The organism is Saonia flava, assembly GCF_011927795.1.
Taxonomy (GTDB): domain Bacteria; phylum Bacteroidota; class Bacteroidia; order Flavobacteriales; family Flavobacteriaceae; genus Saonia; species Saonia flava.
Map to the genome: position 1 here is coordinate 446,508 of NZ_JAATJJ010000002.1, position 20,160 is coordinate 466,667.

Sequence of the window (20,160 nt, forward strand, 5' to 3'; positions counted from 1 at the left end):
CCATTTACTATACCCATTTAGGTTTACCCTCTTTGGTCTTAAAGGCAAGCTCCTTTTTTAATTTATCCATTTTAAATAAAAGGATTCGAGCAATACCCTTGTCAGAGTACACTTTTATTTCTGGAAATACAGAAATTGTGGGTTCAGAATAAGATAATGTAATACCATTTACGCTGGTATTTACTTTATTATCTGTTTTTACATCTTGTGCAACGGCCAAAGCCCCGAACACAAATACGAAGATTAAGGTTAAGATAGTTTTCATAATAATGGGGTTTATTTGCTTTCTTAACGCTCACTTTACATATATCAATGGAATAAATCGTTTAACAGTACTATTTAATCGACATTGAGCTAAAAATTCGACAAACTGCAAAGTTGTTTATATTGGCAAACTATCTGTATTACCCGTATTTGATTGTTTATTTTTAACTGTACAACCCTAATATTTAAGAATTAAGCAAATTTAGCTTTAGCGGTTTTGGTTGCAAAACTCGATTCCTTTTTAATTTTTGAATTTTTGACCTTGCACAAACGGGCAATACTGTTTTCTTTAACTTTAGAAACTTTCTCCGTTAATTCAACCCTATTCGCTTTAGGTACCTTTTTAGTATTTTGGGCTTAAGTGGCCACTCCAATAAAAAGAATAAAAGTTAAAAATGAAAAGCGATTAAAGAAGCTCTTTACCTATTTCTCCCAAAAAATATGATATGTAAGTTTAGCTTTTCTCCTTGCGCAATACTTCCAAAGGAGGGCTTCTTAACACGCTAATGCTATTGCCCAAACCAATTAACAATACCAAAAATGTTATGCCTGGCAAAATCACTAGGAAAGGTACCCAAGAAGGAGTAAATGGTATTTCAAAAACAAAATAGGCCAACATTTGGCTACCTAGAACAGCCAATAAGAGACCTATACCACTACCCAAAAGCCCTAAATAAAGATATTCTAATGCCGTTATCCTTAATATTTGTTTACTTCTTGCCCCAATTGTTCGCAACAGCACACTCTCTTTTATACGCTGGTACTTGCTGGTACGCACAGAACCTATCAACACCATTATACCCGTAAGAATACTGAAAAATGCCATAAAATTAATCACCCAGGAAATTTTATTTAGAATATCCTCTATTAGGCTAAGTATTTGTCGTAAATCCAATATGGACACGTTAGGAAATTTATGCACCAACTCCCTTTGCATAGTTGCAGAAGTAGCCTCATCAGGAGCATGTGTGGTCACTACATGGAACTGAGGAGCTTTTTCCAATACACCTTTAGGGAATAGGATAGAAAAATTCAACTGTACTCGACCCCAATCCACGGTCCTAATATGCCTTACTACAGTTTCCATTATAACCCCCTGTACATTAAAAACCATATGATCGCCCAATTTCACTTGGGCATCCCGGGCAACATTATCGGACAAAGAAATAGGTATGGGTTCACCCGCTATTGCAACCGATGGCCATTCTCCTTCGACTGAATTTTCGGACGAAATTAAGGAATCCCTATATGTAATTCTAAACTCATGGTTTATGATCCACTGGTTTATGGTAGAAGTGGTATCCAACCTAATAGCGTTGGCCAATTTTCCCTTTATACTATGTACCCTCATGGTTACAATTGGTATAGTACTAATTACCGGTAATTCATCTAGAAGAATACTGTTAACAACAGCTTCTTTTTGCTCGGTCTGTATGTCAAATAAAATAATATTGGGGCTTTGTTCATTGTTTTCCAAATTTGCTTTTGCCAACAAAAAATCTTTTGTAAAATAGAGTGTGCTAATCAAGAACATACCAACGCCAATGGCAAGAACCAACACAGTGGTTTGGTTGTTGGGGCGGAACAAATTTAATAAGCTTTGGCGTGCGGTAAAACCCCAAGAACTTGGAAAATACTTTTTTATACCCTTCATAAAAAGGTTAGCAAATCCGGCCAATACCGCAAATGTTATTAAAATACCTACAACAAAAACGAATGCCCGTTGCCAATTCTGCAAAAGCCAAAAAGCAAATAAAAAGGTAAACAATACAATAGCGGCCAAAACCCATAGTCTAGCTTTTTTTGACGCAAAAGACCCCTGTTCATCTATCCGTAACACTTGTAAGGGAGATACATACCAAGTGCTCAATAATGGAGAAAGAGCAAATAAAACCGACATGAACAATCCCAATGTCAATCCCATTAATATAGCTTGGAACGATATGGAAAGTTCTACTTGAAACGGCAATAATCCTTGCAAAATTAATGGAAAGAGCTGCTGTAGAACCAATCCAGCCACTGTACCAATAAGCCCCCCAAGCAATCCCATACCGGCTATCTGTATAAGATAAATTAGAAAAGTCTGTTTTCGGGTGGCCCCAATACATTTTAGCACAGCAACGGCCCTTAGTTTTTCCTTAATATAAATATGAACTGAACTGGCAACACCTACACAACCCAGCAATAGCGCAATAAAAGCAACAAGGTTTAAAAAACGACCAACATTTTCATATCGCCGGCCCAGGCGCTCACTGGTTTCTGTATGTGTATCCATATCGGCTCGTTCTGCATCCAAAATCGGATCCACAGTTTCATTCAACAACTCCAAATCCTGTTCTGGCTTTGCGACGAAATAATAATTGTAGTCTATTCTACTCCCTTTTTGTAGAAGTCCAGTTCCTTCAACACTATGAAAAGGAATCAATACCGATGGGGCAAAAGAAGCCCCTATCCCAGTACTACCTGGAACTGAAAGCAATGTGCCCAAAATAGGAAAAACGGAATTCCCAATCTTTATACTGTCTCCAACTTTTACATTATACTGCAACAATACTGTTCCATCCACCAATGCACCATTATTCCTTTGATATTTCTTGCCAGCAGAAATAGGTTTGGTCATAAGTGTTCCATAAAAAGGATAACCACCCTCTATTCCCCTTACTTGCATAAACTTGGTAGCCCCACTATTTGGAAAGGCAACCATTGAAACAAAATTTACTTCTCGTGCATTTTGCCCACCAAGGGAATCTATTATTCTCTGTACTTTTTCATTAGGAAGCTGTTCACTATCTATAACAAAATCCGCCCCCATGAGAGCTTTGGATTGTATGGTAATATTCTCTTTTAAATTATTGCTAAAGGATTGTATGGATACCACTGCGGCTATGCCCAAAATAATGGAAGCCATAAAAAGCACAAGTCTTTTACCGCTTGCTTTACCATCTCGCCATGCCATTTTAAAAAGCCACTGCGCATCTGCCTTAGAATAAGTTCTAGAAGTATGGTTCACGCCTCTACAGTTCTTTCGTTCGCCATAATTCTTCCTCCTTTTAATCTAAGAATATGTTTGTTCATTCTAGCAAGTTCCAAATCATGGGTAACAATTATTAGAGTGGTCCCAGCCTCTTTATTAAGTTCAAAAAGTAATTGCACTACTTTTTCACCCGTTTCTTCATCTAAATTCCCCGTAGGCTCATCTGCAAACAAAATGGATGGTTGGTTGGAAAAGGCCCTAGCCAAAGCAACTCTTTGCTGCTCCCCTCCCGATAATTGTGATGGATAATGGTGGTATCGATCAGCCAGTCCAACCTTTTTTAGTAATTCCATGCTTGCTTTTTTGGCATTCTTGTTTCCTTGTAGCTCTAAGGGCACACAAACATTTTCCAAGGCCGTTAGAGTTGGCAACAATTGAAAGTCCTGAAAAATAAAACCTACTTTTTCATTTCTCAATAGCGCTCTTTCATCCTCATTCAAAGTGTTTAATGGAACACCACAAAGCTCAATTGTTCCAGAATTGGTTTGGTCCAATCCAGCACACAGTCCCAATAGAGTTGTTTTTCCACTTCCGGAGGGTCCCACAATTGCAAAGGTATCGCCTGCTTCCACATCAAAAGAAATGTCATCCAAGACTGTCAATTCTTTTGAACCACTACTATAAGTTTTTTTAAGATGGGTGACGTTTAATATCTTTGCCATATCATTATTTTATAATTTGTTTTTCAAACCAGCAAATTAAGGAAATGATTTCGTTTTTAAGACATGACATACATGGGTAAAGTATTAAAGTTTAGTTATTTTTTAGTATTGATTTTGTTGGCTTCATGCAAATCAGAAACCAAGAAAGAAAAGGAAACTGAGGTAATTCAAGAAACCGATTCAACCAATAGTAAGGCCGTAAATACTACAAACAAAGTAATGCTCTTTTATGGCAATAGTCTTACAGCAGGCTATGGCCTTGATGATGAAAAAGAAGCCTTTCCATATTTAATTCAACAAAAATTGGATTCCATGGGACTTGATTACACCGTAATCAATTCTGGATTGAGTGGGGAAACTACTTCTGGGGGCAAAAATCGTTTGGACTGGGTATTGAGCCAGCAAGTCGAGGTTTTTGTATTGGAGCTTGGTGCCAATGATGGATTAAGAGGTATTCCCATTACCGAGACCAAAAGTAATTTACAAGCCATTATTATAGGTGTCAAACAAAAAAATCCACAAGCCAAAATTGTGTTAGCAGGTATGCAGATTCCTCCTAATATGGGTCAAGCATATACTTCTGCATTTAAGAATGTCTTTTATGAGCTAGCAGAAGAGAATGAGGTATATCTAATCCCTTTCCTATTGAAAAATGTTGGAGGTATTCCAGAATTGAACCAGGAGGATGGTATCCACCCAACTGCTGAAGGTCAAAAAATTGTAGCAGATAATGTCTGGAATGTTTTAAAAGATATTGTAAAATTGGAAGATTCAATTAACTAGTACTGTTGTTTTATGCCAATTTAGCTTTGTTGGCCTTGGTAGCGAAAGACAGTTCCTTTTTGATTTTGGAATTTTTGAACTTGTACAAACGAGCAACACTATTTTCTTTTACTTCAGAAACTTTCTCGGTCAATTCCACCGTATCAACTTTAACTTCTTTTACAGCATCTTGGGCTTGAGCGGCCATTCCAATAAAAAGAACAAAGATTAAAGTTAAAATAGTTTTCATGACTTGTTGTTTTGTTTGTTGATGTAAATTTATCCCACAACCAACACTCATTGAACCTGATGTAGGTGAATGGCAGGTCACTTTCGGTGAGTGGTATAAAAATTTACATAAGGCGAAAGTTGGTTTGCCCCCTATCTTTAAAAGGAAAATACGTTAATCGATATTATATGTATTTCATCGATGACTCCTTTACAAGCACAATACTAGGTCTACTAAAAAAATGAATATTAAAGTACTTTGGGAAAATTCTATTTATTGACAAACTTGGGTTAGAAGCTATTAAGCCAATTTAGCTTTGTTCGCCTTGGTATCGAAAGACAGTTCCTTTTTGATTTTGGAATTTTTGAACTTGTACAAACGAGCAACACTATTTTCTTTTACTTCAGAAACTTTCTCGGTCAATTCCACCGTATCAACTTTAACTTCTTTTGCAGCATCTTGGGCTTGAGCGGCCATTCCAATAAAAAGAACAAAGATTAAAGTTAAAATAGTTTTCATGACTTGTTGTTTTGTTTGTTGATGTAAATTTATCCCACAACCAACACTCATTGAACCGGATGTAGGTGAATGGTAGGTCACTTTCGGTGAGTGGTATAAAAATTTATATAAGGCGAAAATTGGTTTGTCCCCTGTCTTTAAAGGGAAAATACGTTAATCGATATTATATGTATTTCATCGGCGACCCTTTTAAAAGTAAAATGTTGGGTCTACATAAAAGTTGAATACTAAAGTGCTTTGGGAAAATTCTATTTATTGACAAACTTGGGTTAGAAGCTATTAAGCCAATTTCACTTTGTTGTTCTTTGTAGTGAAAGATAATTCCTTTAAAACCTTAGAGTTTTTAAACTTGTATACTCTAGCAACAGAGTTTTCAGAAGTAATGGAAACGTTCTCGTAAGAAGTAGCAGTAACAATTGTCATGGTAACAGTTTCTACTTTAGTTTCTAATTTACCGTCCTGTGCTTGAGAAGCAACTCCGATAAAAAGAACAAAGATTAAAGTTAAAATAGTTTTCATGACTTGTTGTTTTGCTATGTAAATTTAACGCTAGATGGGTATAGGCACCCTTTTCAAATCGCTAAAAACCCCTTATTAATCGGTATCTGTTCGATTATCGGTTAAAGTGTGAAAATTACTCGACAAGGGTATTGAACACAAAAATCCGCTTACCGAAACTTTGTGTCTTTTATCGTTAAAAAAGAGCTAGATTTTTAGAAGAAAATATGGATTGGGACAGTTAGAAGCATAATATCCCTTATTTTCCGTGGTACAAACCCCGGGATAATCGCCCATATATGTCTGGATATCCTTAATAATTTGAAAATGGAGATGGGGGGCATAATTTATATTTACATCTGGAGCACCCAAAGTCCCCAATACTTCACCCATGAAAAACTCCTTACCAACAAATAGCCCATCTAAAGATTCCAAAGATAAATGTCCATAGAGCGTATAAAACTGAGTATTCCCCAAAGAATGGACAAGAACAATAGTAGGACCATAGTCCCCTTTTATATTGTTATTCTTAAAACTATGTACTTTTCCTTTAATGGGAGCGAGTACTTTTGTACCCGTCGGTGCCCAAAAATCGACTCCAAGGTGAATATTCCTAATTTCCTTGTCTTCCCCGGAAAAGTGTGAATTGGATGCATATAACCCTCTTTGTTCCAAATAACCACCATAAGCAACTAGGGCATCTCCCTGTTTTAATATAGAATCAATATACGTTTGACAAACAGTAGGGTCTGCCATATCCATATTCTTTACTTCTATATTTTCAACTGATAAGTCCAGTAAGGTATATTTAGACAAGGAAATACCTTTATCCAAAATATGTATAGGTTCAGCAGAAAAGCAATTAAGGGTTCTCTCTAGAGATGTCATTACTATTATATGTTCAAAATACAAATTGAAATTAGAACTAAAATACCCATTTCAACAAAAATTCTGTTAACATCTTTTTATCCCCTTTCATTGTAAGGATTTATACTTTATCAATACTAACCTAAAAAATTCGAGATGAATTTACTCAAAACATCTATTCTTTTACTCACAATTATAACATCAATAAATTGTAAGCCCAAGGAAGCTGAAAAAAACAAAATATCTGTAAAAATAGATAGAACTGTAGCATTTAATTTGCAAGAATACGAAACTGCATATTTTGCGAGTGGTTGTTTTTGGTGTGTGGAAGCTGTTTTTGAAAGTGTGGAAGGAGTAACCGAAGTAATCTCTGGTTATTCCGGTGGCACAGAAGAATACCCAACATATGAGGAGGTCGGTTACGGCAGGACTACCCATGCAGAGGCTGTAGAAGTATATTATGATCCAAAAATAATTTCTTTTAAAACCCTTGTTCAGGTATTTTTTGGCTCTCATGATCCTACAACATTAAACCGGCAAGGACCGGATAGAGGTACTCAATATCGTTCAATAGCCTTCTATAAAAATGATGAAGAAAAGAAAATCATAGAAGAGTATATTGGTAAATTGACAGCTGATAAGGTTTACGATGACCCAATTATAACTCAGGTTGTTCCATTTAGGGTATTCTATAATGCCGAAGATTACCATCAGGATTATGAAAAAAGACACCCCAATAATCCATACATTAGAAACGTATCCATTCCCCGATTGAAAAAATTTCAGAAAAAATTTCCTATGCTATTGAAAAAGGAAGCCCATTGATTCGCTAGTTACAACCAATGGTGCAAAAAGCGACTCACGTGAGTCGCTTTTTTTATGTCCTTCATTTTAGACTGTCTCTTTATAAATCAATATATTTAATGGTTCTAATATGAAAATAATGAAAAAATCTACTGTCTTTTCTAGTCTATTCCTATTGACCCTTTTTATTGTAAGTTGTCGGGATACACCAAAAGAGAACAAGAAAACTTCAGCAGAATCAATGTTAATTGATAACAAACTGACCCAAAATGAAGAAGAAAATGGTTGGAAACTCCTATGGGACGGAAAAACCACTAAAGGATGGCGAGGAGGAAAATTGAACCATTTCCCAGAAAAAGGATGGGAAATAAAAAATGGGGAGCTTATTGTACTTTCCACGGGAGGTGCAGAATCTGCAGCAGGAGGCGATATTGTAACCACAGAACAATATGGGGATTTCGAACTTAAGGTCGATTTTAAAATTACCGAGGGTGCCAATAGTGGCATTAAGTATTATGTAAACACAGACCTCAACAAGGGAGAGGGCTCTTCCATTGGGTTGGAATACCAAATTTTGGATGACCTACACCATCCAGATGCAAAATTGGGCAACCATGAGGGCAGTCGAACTTTGGCATCAGTCTACGATTTAATTAAGGCGGACAACAACAAACCCTTTAATGGCATAGGAGAATGGAACACCGCATATATTTTATCTAAAAACAACCATGTAGAACATTGGCTCAATGGAACAAAAGTTCTGGAATATGAGCGAAAAAGTGATGAATATCTCAAGCTTGTATCAGAAAGTAAATACAAAGTATGGCCAAATTTTGGAGAGGCAAATAAAGGACATATTTTATTACAAGACCATGGGGACAATGTATTTTTCAAGAATATTAAAATAAAACCAATAACAAACCAATAAACATGACAACAAGAAGAAGTTTTTTAAAAAAGGCCACTGCAGGAACGGCTGCCGTAAGTTTAAGTGGGCTTGTTTTCCCTGAAACGGCATATGGAAATATTTTATGGGCAAATGAACAGATACAGGTTGCAGTTATTGGTGTAAGAAGTCGTGGCAAGGCGCATTGCATGGCCATTAATGCCTATCCCAATGCTAAAATTATTTATAGTTGTGATGTTGACGATGTTATTCTTGAAGAGCACAATGCTTGGTGTGAAGAAAACATGGGATATGTTCCCAAAGTAGAAAAAGACTTTAGAAAGGTCCTAGACGACAAGGATGTGGATGCCATATTTATTGCGACACCCGAGCATTTGCATGCTCCAATAGCCATTTGGGGATTGCAGGCGGGCAAACATGTCTATGTAGAAAAACCATGTAGCCATAATCCACATGAAAATGAGCTTTTGGTAGCTGCCCAAAAAAAATACAATAAGAAAGTACAAATGGGAAACCAGCAACGCTCTGCCCCTACTTCTATAAACGCCATTAAGGATATTCGGGACGGAATTATTGGTGAGGTCTATAAAGGAGAATGTTATTATTCCAATAATCGTGGTTCCATGGGCAAAGGCAAGGTGGTCGATGTTCCCAATACATTGGATTGGGATCTTTGGCAAGGTCCTGCCCCAAGACAAAAATATAAAGACAACATACATCCTTATAATTGGCATTGGATACGGGATTGGGGAACAGGGGAAGTACATAACAATGGTACCCATGAAATTGATATTTGCCGTTGGGCCCTAAATGTAGACCTTCCAGAAAGTGTAACTTCTTTTGGTGGGAAATATGCCTATGATGATGATTGGCAATATCCAGATAACCAACAAGTGACTTTCTCTTTTAAGAAAAATAAGTTCATTACCTGGACAGGGCACAGCCGAGGAATCTTGAAACCATCAAGACCAGGGCGTGGAGCTGTTCTATATGGAAGCAAGGGAACCATTGAGTTGGACCGAAACTATTATAAATTGTACGACTTGGGGGGTAATGCCTTAAAATTTGAATTTGAGAAAGGTTCAAGTGAAACTACAGGTTCTAGAGGCGAAGGTCTTTTGGATGTTTACCACGTTGCCAATTTCTTTGATTCAATAAAAACAGATATTAAGTTGAACGCTCCCATTGCAGATGGTAGTATTTCTACTATGCTCTGTCATCTTGGAAACATGGCTCAAGATGCAGGAGAAACTTTAAAAGTGGATACTGCAACTGGAAAAATAATGAACAATGATAAAGCAATGGCTAGCTGGAAACGTGAATATGAAAAAGGCTGGGAGCCCAAATTGTAGGTGTTAGGAAGTACTTCTATTTGGGATTTTAAAGTAATTATTTATCTAATACTACTTTGCTATATTTAGAACTGATGACTATAGATTTATTGGTATCTCCACTAATATGATACCCTTTATTTACAGTTGTATTGTTCTTTTTGGTTCTATTCAAAGTAAGAACCGTAGGCGCTATTAAATTTGACCCCGTACCTGTTACAGTAATAGCAAATGGAGCAGATGGCATGTTACATTTTACCTCTCCGTGTTCTACAGAAATATTCATATTCTTAAACCCATTGGAAACAGAGTTTATTACCAAAGACCCCAAATTGTTCTTTATAAATGCAGTATGAAGCAATTCGTCAATAGTGATATTAGATGATATACCGCTCATATTCAAATCCTTTACCTGTTTTAAATTCACATATTCAGAATAATCAGCTTTTAGCTTGCCATGGTTCCATTTTTGAATGCTTACAGGTGAGTAAGATGCATTTATAATAGTTGCGTTCCCATCAATGGTAGCACCAAGCAACCTTGAATAAGTCAAGGTTGCATTGATGTTTTTTGTGTTTTCTGCCAATTTTACTTCTCCGTGCCTCACATTCATTTTTAACTTAACGGACTTTGGCATTTTAATCTTAATGGTTTTTTTGACCTTATAATTTTTTTTCTCCCCATCAGACGAAAAGTAAAAAATGCTTGGATGGCTATCCTCATTATTATCCCTAGAAATAAAAAAACTTCTTTGAACATTTCGCAAAGCCTGTTGCTGTTCCCTCATAGCATCCCTTTGAACCATCATTTCATCTCTACGGGCTTCCATCTCATCTCTTCTTAACTCTAAAGCTTCCCTACGTTTTTCCATTTCCTCTTCTCTCTTCTCCCTCATTTCATCACGGCGAATTTCCAGCTCTTCTCTTTTCTCATCCATTCTTTCACTCCACTCTTCCATCTTCTTTTGATAATCCTCATCAAAGCTTTTGTCAAATTCTTTTTTCCACTTTTTTAAATATTTATCTCCATCTTTTTTATAGGCCTTATAATCAAACTTAGCCATAGGGGGCATAGCAGGTAATGGAGGCATAGGAGCTATTTCGGCCAATTCCATTACTTCAGCTATTTCTGGCATTTCAGAAAGCTCGGGAATATCCAATAAAAAATGCTCCATATTGGGGATTTCAATATCAAAATCTCCCCAATCGTTATTTGCACTTGTAAAAATTGTTGAAGGTGTATTTTTAGTACTTATTTCAATAGTGCTGCTACTGCCCATTATTTTTAAAGGATTGTTCTCAAAATATTTTTTGGCTTCTTCAGCGGTAGCACCTTCCAATTCTATAGTGGCCTCCACTAGAACCTCATTTTTATCCCACGTTTCAAACTCAATATCCACATGTGAAGTATTAATGTTTACCACTGCTTCCTCACCTACCTTAAAGGTTTCTTTAAATGTCTTGCTTTCTTTTTGTCCATAAACTCCTAGGGCAAAAAAGAATAGAAGAATAGGAACCGATTTAAATAGTACTTGTCTCAATTTGCTCATTTTTTGATTTTTTTAATTGATTTAATTCACTTTTTAATTTCTGTAATAATTGCAACCGTAATTGCAAATTCTTAATCAATGCAGATATAGTCTGATCATTGGGGCCTATATCATTTAACTCAAGATTCAATATCTCATAGGCATCATTTAGTTCCTCCAAACGCTCCATAAAACTGTCTACCATATCCTTATTTTCATAAGAAAGTTCCAATTTGGACAGCTCTATATTGATATTGGTAACATAATAATTCTCTACTTTTTTTAGGTCCGGAGACAAATCCCCAAGGGAAAAATCACTTCTTTCTGTATTCCCTTTATCCACAACTGTGGTAGGTGTAGGTATTGCATCATTCCCTCCTTTATTAAGCATATAAGCGCCAATACTTATCAAAACAAGTAATGAAGCCGCAATTTTTAGCCAAAAGAAGGAATGTCCCTTCGTTCTTGGAAGTTCTTTGTCCAAAAGTTTCAGAAAACGTGCCTCATGCCCTTCTTTCATAGGAAACCTATCCTTTTCTCTTTTTTGCCTTAACAATTCTCTAAGATCCTGTGCCATAATTTTTCTTTTTTAGAGATTCCCTTAAATGTCCTTTTCCACGTAATAACCTTGTACGGCATGTATTTTCTGTAAGGTTTAAAATTTGGGATATTTCACTGTGATCATATCCTTCAACCAAAAACAATTGTACAACGTGTTTGTACTTTTCTGGCAAACCTTCAATTTCTGACAATACCTCATCTACCGAAACCCCATCATCTATAGTCCAGTCATCATCTTCCGCCACTTGCATATACGTTTCATCCAGTTCCACCATTTTCTCATGTTTGGATTTTAAAAAATCCAGACTTTTATTAATTACTATTCGTTTTAACCACGCTCCAAAGGTTACCTCCCCTTTAAACTGATGTATTTTTTGAAATGCCTTTACAAAAGATTCCTGCAATACATCTTCAGCATCGTCTTCGTTTTTCAAAAAGCGCATAGCAACGCAATACATACCATCACAGTATTGTCTGTATAGCTTTACTTGAGCTTTACGGTTGTTAGCCTTGCACTGTTCTACTAATTCAATTTGAAACATCTAGCCGTTTCATTCTTTGGTTATTGTTGTTTGTCCTTATAAGGACGATAAAAAAAAATCAATGTTTCAAAAAAAATTACAACCTACTGGGTAATGTCTAGAAACCATGGGGGATAAATCTGCTATTAAAAATAGGTTTTGTAATTTAGAAGTAGTAAAATTTCAAAAAAAAACAAACATCATGAAATATCTAAAATGGACACTTATTGTTCTGGCGGTACTTATCCTACTTGTAGTTTTTGTGGGCATGCCCTATGCGCAAAAACAAACCAAGGTACATAGTCCTGAAACAACATCCGTCTATGCAAAAAAGGGGATAGATTTAGCGGTAAAATATTCCAGTCCCCATAAAAAAGGACGTGTTATATTTGGAGAATTAGTGCCCTATGACGTAGTTTGGAGAACAGGTGCAAATGAACCTACTACATTTACTACCAAAACCAACATAAAAATTATTGACAAAGATTTACCAGCTGGAACCTATTCTTTATGGACAAGACCAAAAAAGGACAGTTGGGACATTATGTTTAATTCTGAAGTGCCAGATTGGGGCGTTACAATTATGAGCGGTGGAAAAAAAACCACTAGGAACCCAGAAACAGATGTGGTGCAAATTGAAGTGCCCGTAGAAACTTTACAGGAATCCGTTGAAAGCTTCACCATACGTTTTGATGAATATGAAGAATTATACCTTATCCTGTCATGGGATAAGACCAAAGTAAGCATTCCCATTAACAAATAAACTTGGCAAACACAAAAAACACCAGTAAAACCAGTATATCTAGAGTTAAGTTGTTGAGGAAAGAATCCCTTACAACCGATTCATATATGGAAGGAATCTTCGATGGTGATACCACAATTCTGGGAAAAGCCATTACACTTATAGAAAGTGCCAATCCCAAACATGTAGAAATGGCCAGGATTATCATTGATAGATGTCTTTCCAAAAAAGGAAATAGTATTCGAATAGGTATTACGGGTGTTCCAGGAGTAGGCAAAAGCACTTTTATTGAAGCCTTTGGCAAATTATTGACTTCTTTAGGCAAAAAAGTAGCTGTTCTTGCTGTAGACCCAACAAGCACCTTTAGCAAAGGAAGCATTTTAGGGGATAAAACAAGAATGCAGGAACTGGCAAAAGATAGCAATGCGTATATACGACCTTCCCCTGCCGGGCAATCTTTGGGAGGCGTTGGAAGAAAAACCAGGGAAACTATTATTCTTTGTGAAGCTGCAGGTTATGACATTATTCTAATTGAAACAGTTGGTGTGGGCCAAAGTGAGACACTCGTGCATAGCATGGTGGATTTCTTTTTATTATTAAAATTGGCAGGTGCCGGTGACGAGTTGCAGGGAATAAAAAGAGGAATCATGGAAATGGCCGACGCCCTAGTCATCAATAAGGCGGATGAAGCCAATGTAAAACAGTCCCAACTTGCCCAAAAAGAGTTTGAAAGGGCATTGCATTTATATCCTTCCAAGAAAAGTGGTTGGGTTCCAAAAGTTTTATTATCATCGGCAATTAATAAGGAAGGAATCCAAGAAATATGGGAAATGATTGAGGAATATATAAACCTATCTCAACAAAACGGTTATTTTAAAGAAAAGAGACATCTTCAAAATAAAAACTGGTTTATACAAACCATAGATGAGCATTTAAAAAATGAATTCTATCAAAATAAAGAGGTAAAAAAATCAATTAAAAAAATGCTGCAAAAAATACAGTTGAATAAAATTTCCCCATTCAATGCAGCGGAAGAATTACTTGAAACTTTCAAAAAGAGAACTTAAATAAAAAGGCTAAATTTGCGCCATATTAAACCCAATACATGAATCCTGTTACCAATTCCCTGCTCTCTATTGTTGTTCCCTTATATAATGAAGAAGATAATGTAGTTCTTCTTACAGAAAAAATTCATGAAAGCCTTGTTGGGTATACTTACCAGATAATTTATATCGATGATTTTTCTAAAGACAATACCAGGAACATTGTAAAAAAAATGGCCGATGATAAGGTGCACCTTATTGAACTCAAAAAAAACTATGGACAAAGTCTTGCACTGGCGTCTGGAATAGATTATGCAGAGGGAGAATACATCATTACAATGGATGGTGATTTACAAAATGATCCGAGTGATATTCCGCAAATGTTGGAATATGCCATTACCGGGGAATATGATGTTATTACCGGAATAAGGCAAAAAAGAAAAGACTCCTTAATAAAAAAAATACCCTCAAAAATTGCCAATTTTTTGGTAAGACGTGTATCGAGTTTGGATATTCAAGATAACGGTTGTGCTCTTAAGGTTTTTACCAAAGAAATAGCTAAAGAATTAAATCTTTATGGGGAAATGCATCGTTTTATTACGCTCCTGGCACATTTTGAAGGAGCCAAAATAAAGCAAGTTCCCGTAAAACACCATGCAAGACACGCTGGAGTTTCTAAATATGGATTGGAACGTGTTTTTAAGGTAGTGGCAGATATGATGCTTCTGTTGTTCATTCGCAAATATTTTCAAAGACCTATCCACCTTTTTGGGATAATTGGCGTACTGCTTATTTTATTGGGTATTTTGATCAATATTTATTTATTGATCATAAAATTTGGCTTTGGTCAAGATATAGGAACAAGACCTTTATTAATATTTGGTGTTATGTTCATATTGGCCGGAGTACAATTGTTTACCATTGGTATTGTAATGGAGCTTTTGATAAGAACCTATTACGAATCACAGAATAAAAGGCCATACCGAATTAAAAACATTTCTATAGGTGGCAAGACAACGTAAAAAGCTACTCACAGTACTTAAAATTTTGGTAAGTGCCGTCCTTATATATTTTATTTTTACCAAAATAAATCTTGAAGATGTTTTAGGCACTTTAAAACGGGTGAACCTTTTTTATTTTACCCTTGCCCTATTGTTCTTTGTTCTCTCTAAAATTATTGCCGCTTTTAGATTGAACCTATATTTTCATCAACTAAACTTATTTTTGTCCCATAAGAGCAATCTAAAGTTATATTCACTGGGGATGTTCTATAATTTATTTCTTCCCGGAGGAATTGGGGGCGATGCTTATAAAGGATATGTCATTCAGAAAAAGTATGAGGTTGGTACCAAAAAAGTGGTTTCAGTTTTAGTTTTGGACAGATTAAGTGGATTATTGTTATTGTTCATTTTCGCGTGTATCCTCACTTTTAAAATCGAGAATATTTTCTTTGTTCAATATAAATATTTGATCGGTATACTACTAGTTTTAAGTGTCTTGGTTTTTTGGTTGCTGAACAAAAAATTATTCAACTATGCTCTTCCTATATTTTGGAAGTCATTTGGATATTCTGCATTAGTACAATTGGCACAGCTAGTAAGCGTGTTCTTTATATTAAAAGCCTTGGGGATTCAAGAGAATACCCTTCCCTATTTATTTATTTTCCTTGTTTCCTCCATTATTTCTGTTTTGCCATTGACAATTGGCGGGATAGGAAGCCGGGAAGTTACTTTTCTCTACGGGGCATTATGGTTAGGACTAATTCAAAGTACATCTATAAGTATTAGTATGCTCTTCTTTATAATTACTGCAATTGTATCCTTATTTGGGCTGTTTTTCCATTTTAAAAAACCAGAGTTGGTAACAACGGACAATTAGTGTAAATGTACTAGGTACATCTTGTTTAAAACACCTTTTCTTTCTGTCGGTTTCAAAAATTTTCCCTGTAAACGGGTGATTCTAAATTGGTCAACTGAGTACTGTTTGTTCCAATCGATACTGGAATTTCTTAATTCTTCCAATTCCTTGTCATCCGCATAGACCCAAACATCTTTTTTAGTTTTTAATTCCTGTAAAGAAGAAATCTGTACAGGTTTTTGATTATAGAAATCTAAAGCCCAAGTATACCTATTTGTAGTCTTATATATTTTATTGACAGGAATCTTATTTTCTTTAATAACTTTCGCCATGGATGAGCCTCCTTGGTATTTTAAAAGCGATGGATAAAAATGCATATTGAGAACACCGTTCAACAATAAACAACTATAAACGGACAAAGTGACAATTCTAATATAATCTGCTTCCTGTTTTAAACAGAAATAAACCACTACCATCAAGGCAATAATAAGAATTATATACCCTTGAGGCTCGGAAAATTTAAAGACATAAAAACAGATAAGGAGGGTACAAATAAAAACTATACTCAGAATAGCATACTGAACCCCTAACAAAGCTCTTATTTCTTTCTTTTTTATGTACCTATGTAGACTATGCAAATAGGAAGCCGTTAAGATGGCAAACAAGGGCATCACTATATTTAGATAGTGTGGCAGCTTAAATTGGGCAAAGCTTATAATTATAAAAATAATGGAGATTCCACCAAGTGTTAAAAACTCAAAATTTTTATTGTATTCAAAACGAAGTTTTACAAATGCTTTTACTCGCCACCAATAGGCAAATAAGGCCAATACCGTCCACGGCAAAAACACCCATAAAAAAGTATGGAAGAAAAAGAAATAATCACTGCTGTTCTTACCATGACCTTCTCCGCTTAACCTTTCAAAGCTTTGTTCCCAAAAAATAAAGAAAATACCACTTCTACCACTTTTTCCCCTGATTATCTTCTCGGGATGTAAATCAAATTGAAGGTAATAAGCATATAGCATGGGTGATACGCTAATTGCAAATACCAGAATGGCCACCAATACTTTCCAGCTAAAAAGAACTTTCCATTTTCGGGTATACGACAAATGACATAAAAGTGAAATACCAATTACCAGAAGTGCAATTTGGCCTTTTGTGGAAAATGCCATTCCCGCGCCAAAAGCGCCAAAAACGATTGACCAGAAGGATTTTTTTTCTATATATGTGGCCAATTGCCAAATGGCAAATATGGTAAATCCCGTGAGTACGGCATCAGTTCTTACATCTATATTGGACAATACAACCGTCTGGGCGGTAAGAAAAACCAAGGCAGCTAATTTACCAACATTCTTGTTATAGAGTAGCTTTCCCAGTCCATAGCAACTATAGGCCGCTAAAAACGAAGCTAAAATTCCAGGTATGCGATATGCCCAGTGATTAATTCCAAAGATTTTAAAAGATAAAGCGGCCAACCAATAATGCATATGTGGTTTGTCCAAGTATTCTTCTGGACCTTTGAATAGGTTGATAAAATCATTCTCTTGCACCATTCGCATGGCCATTACAGCAAACTGTGCAGAATCATTTTCAAAAAGGGTAACAAGCATTCCTGATATATAAACCAGAGCAACTAGAAATATTAAAAACCAATACCTAAGATTTGCAATCATAGATTTAATTTGTGGATTGCAAATATATACAACTTTGCAAATAACCAGCTCATAATCAATCCAATTAGAATACCCGTTAATACATCCAATGGAAAATGAACCCCAATATATATTCTGCTATAGGCTACCATAAGTGCCCAAATAAGCAATAGCGCTTTTAAATACTTTACTTGCTTCCCAAACAGAAATATAAAAAAGAAAGCCACCGCCGAAGCATTTGCAGCGTGGGCGGAAAAATATCCATATTTACCTCCACAAGAATTTTTTACCAATCGCATTAAACCATTCACTTCGGCATCATAACAAGGACGCAGTCGCTGCACCCCATATTTAAAAAAATTGGACAGTTGATCCGTAACAGTAATAAGCAACGCAACAAAAACCAATAAGGCAAACATTTTTTTTAATCCAAGTTGTTTATATGTTAAAATGAGCAATGCTAAGTATACTGGAATAGAGCTTAATTTATTGGTCACAAACATCCAAAATCCATCCCAAGTAGAACTACCCAGATTATTGAGCCACAAGAACAATTCCTTGTCGTATTGGAGTAAAGTGTCCAGCATTATTCTTCGTATCGGGCTACTTCCCTATCGTAAAAAGCGGTAGCAGCCTCAATTAGGTTTTGAGTTTCAGATTCCAATTCTTTCTCATCTTCCTGCGAAAATTCTTCAAACCATTCTACTTCATCATCTTCTAGATTGATTATAAATCTTGGGTATTCTGTATGAATAATGAAAATTGCTTTTGGGAAATCTGTATTATCGCCCAATATAAATTTTGGAAGCTCCATTTTTTAACTTCTTTTAATAATTAGTTATTAGTTTCTTGGTCAGATAATTAAATCGAATATACAACATAATGGCCGATGCAGAGAGCCCCACCAATAGTCCTATCCATATCCCCGTACTTTTGAACGAAGTATACAATCCCAAATAAAAACTTATTGGAAAACCTATTAGCCAATAGGCTATAAAAGTAATCAATGTTGGTATTTTCACATCTTGTAATCCCCTCAAGGCTCCCAACACCACGACTTGTACTCCATCCGAAATTTGAAATACTGCAGCTACCAACAATAGTTTTGCTGCCAAAAATATGACCTCCGCATTGTCCATTTGGTTAGCTACATCATCTACATCCAAATAAATAGTGGGCAACCAATGTCTTCCCAATAGAAATAAAATGGCAAAAACAATTTCCAACAGAAGTGTTAAAAAGAAAATTGATTGTGCCATTCGTCTTAACTCATTGTAATTCTTTAGTCCTTTCTGGTTTCCCACTCTAATCATCGCTGCTACTCCAAGCCCCATCCCTACCATAAAGGTCATGCTACTTAGGTTCAAAGCAATTTGGTTGGCAGCCTGGGCATTCTTGCCCAATACCCCACTCAACCATATTGCGCCCGTAAATATGGCCACTTCAAAAAACATTTGCAAAGCAGAAGGGAATCCAAGACTGATTATTTTCTGCATTACTTTCTTTTCAATTTTTTTGAAATTAAAGCCTCTTACATAATCATGGAATTTTTTCTTCTTATTTAATAAAAACCATAGAAAAGCTACCATAACAAAACGTGAGACCAAAGTACCAATTGCTGCTCCCACAATTCCCATTTTAGGAAATCCAAAGGCTCCAAAAATCAATAAATAATTTAATATAATATTTATTATGTTGGCAAGTACAGTTGCGTACATAGGATATTTTGTCTGTGAAAGACCATCAGAAAATTGCTTAAAGGCCTGAAAAACTATTAAGGGAACCAGTGAAAAAGCCACCAAATCCAAATAAGGCATGGCCAGCTCCACAACTTCTACCGGTTGGTCCATATGGTACATCATAGGCTTAAAAAGTAAGATTAATCCAAAAAGGGAAAAACCCAACAAAGTGCATAACACCAAACCATGCTTTAAGGCGCTTTTTCCATCGGCTTTATTACCTGCACCATCCGCTTCTGCAACTAATGGTGTAATTGCCGTGGAAAAGCCAATGCCCAAGGACATGGCTATAAAAACAAAGCTATTGCCCAAAGATACCGCTGCCAGTTCCGCAGTACCCAGCTGTCCTACCATTATATTATCTGCAAAAGCTACAAAAGTGTGACCTAACATTCCCAAAATTACCGGAAAAGCAAGTTGTAAGTTATAAGCAAATTCTTTTGTGTACTGTTGTATCAAGGATGGAATTTTGAAGTACAAATATAAGAGTACCTTGTCTTTTTTTGGCCTACTCATTTAAATTAAATTACCTCGCTGATCTATTACTTTAAAACATAGTTTGGGTAGCAAAAAAATGATGCATATATTTCAAAAATTAAGCATTGGAAACTATATCCATAAACCCTTTTCTATTTAA

At 35.9% G+C, this 20,160-nt stretch carries 21 protein-coding genes and 1 pseudogene; 8 read left to right on the plus strand and 14 right to left on the minus strand.

Annotated elements, in window-relative coordinates; all coding sequences use genetic code 11:
* Positions 1 to 7 precede the first annotated feature (7 nt).
* The 3 genes from GGR42_RS14095 to GGR42_RS14105 all read right to left on the minus strand — a co-directional run bounded on the left by GGR42_RS14095 (position 8) and on the right by GGR42_RS14105 (position 3,960).
* Entirely contained in the window at positions 8 to 265 is a 258-nt protein-coding gene (locus GGR42_RS14095) for a hypothetical protein (RefSeq protein WP_167965326.1), read from the minus strand.
* 453 nt (positions 266 to 718) lie between these two features.
* Positions 719 to 3,220: an ABC transporter permease gene (locus GGR42_RS14100; RefSeq protein WP_167966402.1), complete on the minus strand. Its 2,502-nt coding sequence runs from the start codon at positions 3,218 to 3,220 to the stop codon at positions 719 to 721.
* 50 nt (positions 3,221 to 3,270) lie between these two features.
* Positions 3,271 to 3,960, minus strand: a complete 690-nt coding sequence (locus GGR42_RS14105; RefSeq protein ID WP_167965328.1) for an ABC transporter ATP-binding protein — start codon at positions 3,958 to 3,960, stop codon at positions 3,271 to 3,273.
* 72 nt (positions 3,961 to 4,032) lie between these two features.
* Here GGR42_RS14105 and GGR42_RS14110 point away from each other — a divergent pair, with 72 nt between their 5' ends.
* The gene (locus tag GGR42_RS14110; protein WP_167965330.1) at positions 4,033 to 4,743 is read left to right on the plus strand and encodes an arylesterase; all 711 of its coding nucleotides are present in this window, start codon (positions 4,033 to 4,035) and stop codon (positions 4,741 to 4,743) included.
* A gap of 10 nt (positions 4,744 to 4,753) precedes the next feature.
* On the opposite strand, the gene GGR42_RS14115 is transcribed toward GGR42_RS14110, so the two are convergent.
* From GGR42_RS14115 to GGR42_RS14130, 4 genes are all read right to left on the minus strand, one after another.
* Entirely contained in the window at positions 4,754 to 4,972 is a 219-nt protein-coding gene (locus tag GGR42_RS14115) for a hypothetical protein (RefSeq protein ID WP_167965332.1), read from the minus strand.
* A gap of 279 nt (positions 4,973 to 5,251) precedes the next feature.
* A complete protein-coding gene (locus GGR42_RS14120) occupies positions 5,252 to 5,470 on the minus strand; it encodes a hypothetical protein (RefSeq protein ID WP_167965334.1) in 219 nt (72 codons plus the stop codon).
* 279 nt (positions 5,471 to 5,749) lie between these two features.
* The gene (locus tag GGR42_RS14125; RefSeq protein WP_167965336.1) at positions 5,750 to 5,989 is read right to left on the minus strand and encodes a hypothetical protein; all 240 of its coding nucleotides are present in this window, start codon (positions 5,987 to 5,989) and stop codon (positions 5,750 to 5,752) included.
* Positions 5,990 to 6,175: 186 nt separating this feature from the next.
* On the minus strand, positions 6,176 to 6,856 hold the full coding sequence (locus GGR42_RS14130; RefSeq protein WP_167965338.1) for a peptidoglycan DD-metalloendopeptidase family protein: 681 nt from the start codon (positions 6,854 to 6,856) through the stop codon (positions 6,176 to 6,178).
* Positions 6,857 to 6,991: 135 nt separating this feature from the next.
* Here GGR42_RS14130 and msrA point away from each other — a divergent pair, with 135 nt between their 5' ends.
* From msrA to GGR42_RS14145, 3 genes and pseudogenes are all read left to right on the plus strand, one after another.
* Complete coding sequence (msrA, locus tag GGR42_RS14135) at positions 6,992 to 7,660, plus strand: peptide-methionine (S)-S-oxide reductase MsrA (RefSeq protein WP_167965340.1); 669 nt, start codon at positions 6,992 to 6,994, stop codon at positions 7,658 to 7,660.
* A 232-nt stretch (positions 7,661 to 7,892) separates the two neighbouring features.
* Positions 7,893 to 8,567: pseudogene (locus GGR42_RS14140) on the plus strand (3-keto-disaccharide hydrolase); the annotation flags it as partial.
* Positions 8,568 to 8,569: 2 nt separating this feature from the next.
* The gene (locus GGR42_RS14145; protein ID WP_167965342.1) at positions 8,570 to 9,898 is read left to right on the plus strand and encodes a Gfo/Idh/MocA family oxidoreductase; all 1,329 of its coding nucleotides are present in this window, start codon (positions 8,570 to 8,572) and stop codon (positions 9,896 to 9,898) included.
* Positions 9,899 to 9,935: 37 nt separating this feature from the next.
* On the opposite strand, the gene GGR42_RS14150 is transcribed toward GGR42_RS14145, so the two are convergent.
* The 3 genes from GGR42_RS14150 to GGR42_RS14160 are packed head-to-tail and all read right to left on the minus strand — an operon-like array spanning position 9,936 to position 12,508.
* Positions 9,936 to 11,426 carry a hypothetical protein gene (locus tag GGR42_RS14150; protein WP_167965344.1) on the minus strand — a complete coding sequence of 497 codons (1,491 nt, stop codon included), beginning with the start codon at positions 11,424 to 11,426 and terminating at the stop codon, positions 9,936 to 9,938.
* Entirely contained in the window at positions 11,398 to 11,982 is a 585-nt protein-coding gene (locus tag GGR42_RS14155; protein ID WP_167965346.1) for a hypothetical protein, read from the minus strand. The genes GGR42_RS14150 and GGR42_RS14155 overlap by 29 nt, the downstream gene beginning before the upstream one ends.
* The gene (locus GGR42_RS14160) at positions 11,966 to 12,508 is read right to left on the minus strand and encodes an RNA polymerase sigma factor (protein WP_167965348.1); all 543 of its coding nucleotides are present in this window, start codon (positions 12,506 to 12,508) and stop codon (positions 11,966 to 11,968) included. The genes GGR42_RS14155 and GGR42_RS14160 overlap by 17 nt, the downstream gene beginning before the upstream one ends.
* Positions 12,509 to 12,689: 181 nt before the next feature.
* On the opposite strand from GGR42_RS14160, the gene GGR42_RS14165 reads away from it, so the two are divergent.
* The 4 genes from GGR42_RS14165 to GGR42_RS14180 are packed head-to-tail and all read left to right on the plus strand — an operon-like array spanning position 12,690 to position 16,150.
* Positions 12,690 to 13,250 (plus strand): DUF2911 domain-containing protein, encoded by a 561-nt coding sequence (locus tag GGR42_RS14165; protein WP_167965350.1) that lies wholly within the window; start codon positions 12,690 to 12,692, stop codon positions 13,248 to 13,250.
* A gap of 2 nt (positions 13,251 to 13,252) precedes the next feature.
* Positions 13,253 to 14,296 carry a methylmalonyl Co-A mutase-associated GTPase MeaB gene (gene meaB / locus GGR42_RS14170; RefSeq protein WP_167965352.1) on the plus strand — a complete coding sequence of 348 codons (1,044 nt, stop codon included), beginning with the start codon at positions 13,253 to 13,255 and terminating at the stop codon, positions 14,294 to 14,296.
* A 38-nt stretch (positions 14,297 to 14,334) separates the two neighbouring features.
* Positions 14,335 to 15,294: a glycosyltransferase family 2 protein gene (locus GGR42_RS14175; protein ID WP_167965354.1), complete on the plus strand. Its 960-nt coding sequence runs from the start codon at positions 14,335 to 14,337 to the stop codon at positions 15,292 to 15,294.
* Positions 15,278 to 16,150, plus strand: a complete 873-nt coding sequence (locus tag GGR42_RS14180) for a lysylphosphatidylglycerol synthase transmembrane domain-containing protein (protein WP_167965356.1) — start codon at positions 15,278 to 15,280, stop codon at positions 16,148 to 16,150. Before GGR42_RS14175 ends, GGR42_RS14180 begins: the two co-directional genes overlap by 17 nt.
* On the opposite strand, the gene GGR42_RS14185 is transcribed toward GGR42_RS14180, so the two are convergent.
* From GGR42_RS14185 to GGR42_RS14200, 4 genes are read right to left on the minus strand one after another with little or no spacing between them, the layout of a single operon-like run.
* The gene (locus GGR42_RS14185; protein WP_167965358.1) at positions 16,147 to 17,805 is read right to left on the minus strand and encodes an ArnT family glycosyltransferase; all 1,659 of its coding nucleotides are present in this window, start codon (positions 17,803 to 17,805) and stop codon (positions 16,147 to 16,149) included. The two genes, GGR42_RS14180 and GGR42_RS14185, sit on opposite strands and share 4 nt — an antisense overlap.
* Positions 17,802 to 18,371, minus strand: a complete 570-nt coding sequence (locus GGR42_RS14190; RefSeq protein WP_167965360.1) for a phosphatase PAP2 family protein — start codon at positions 18,369 to 18,371, stop codon at positions 17,802 to 17,804. The genes GGR42_RS14185 and GGR42_RS14190 overlap by 4 nt, the downstream gene beginning before the upstream one ends.
* Positions 18,371 to 18,598, minus strand: coding sequence for a hypothetical protein (locus GGR42_RS14195; RefSeq protein WP_167965362.1), 228 nt, complete (start codon positions 18,596 to 18,598; stop codon positions 18,371 to 18,373). Before GGR42_RS14195 ends, GGR42_RS14190 begins: the two co-directional genes overlap by 1 nt.
* Before the next feature lie 13 nt (positions 18,599 to 18,611).
* Positions 18,612 to 20,039 (minus strand): MATE family efflux transporter, encoded by a 1,428-nt coding sequence (locus tag GGR42_RS14200; RefSeq protein WP_167965364.1) that lies wholly within the window; start codon positions 20,037 to 20,039, stop codon positions 18,612 to 18,614.
* Between the last annotated feature and the right edge of the window lie 121 nt (positions 20,040 to 20,160).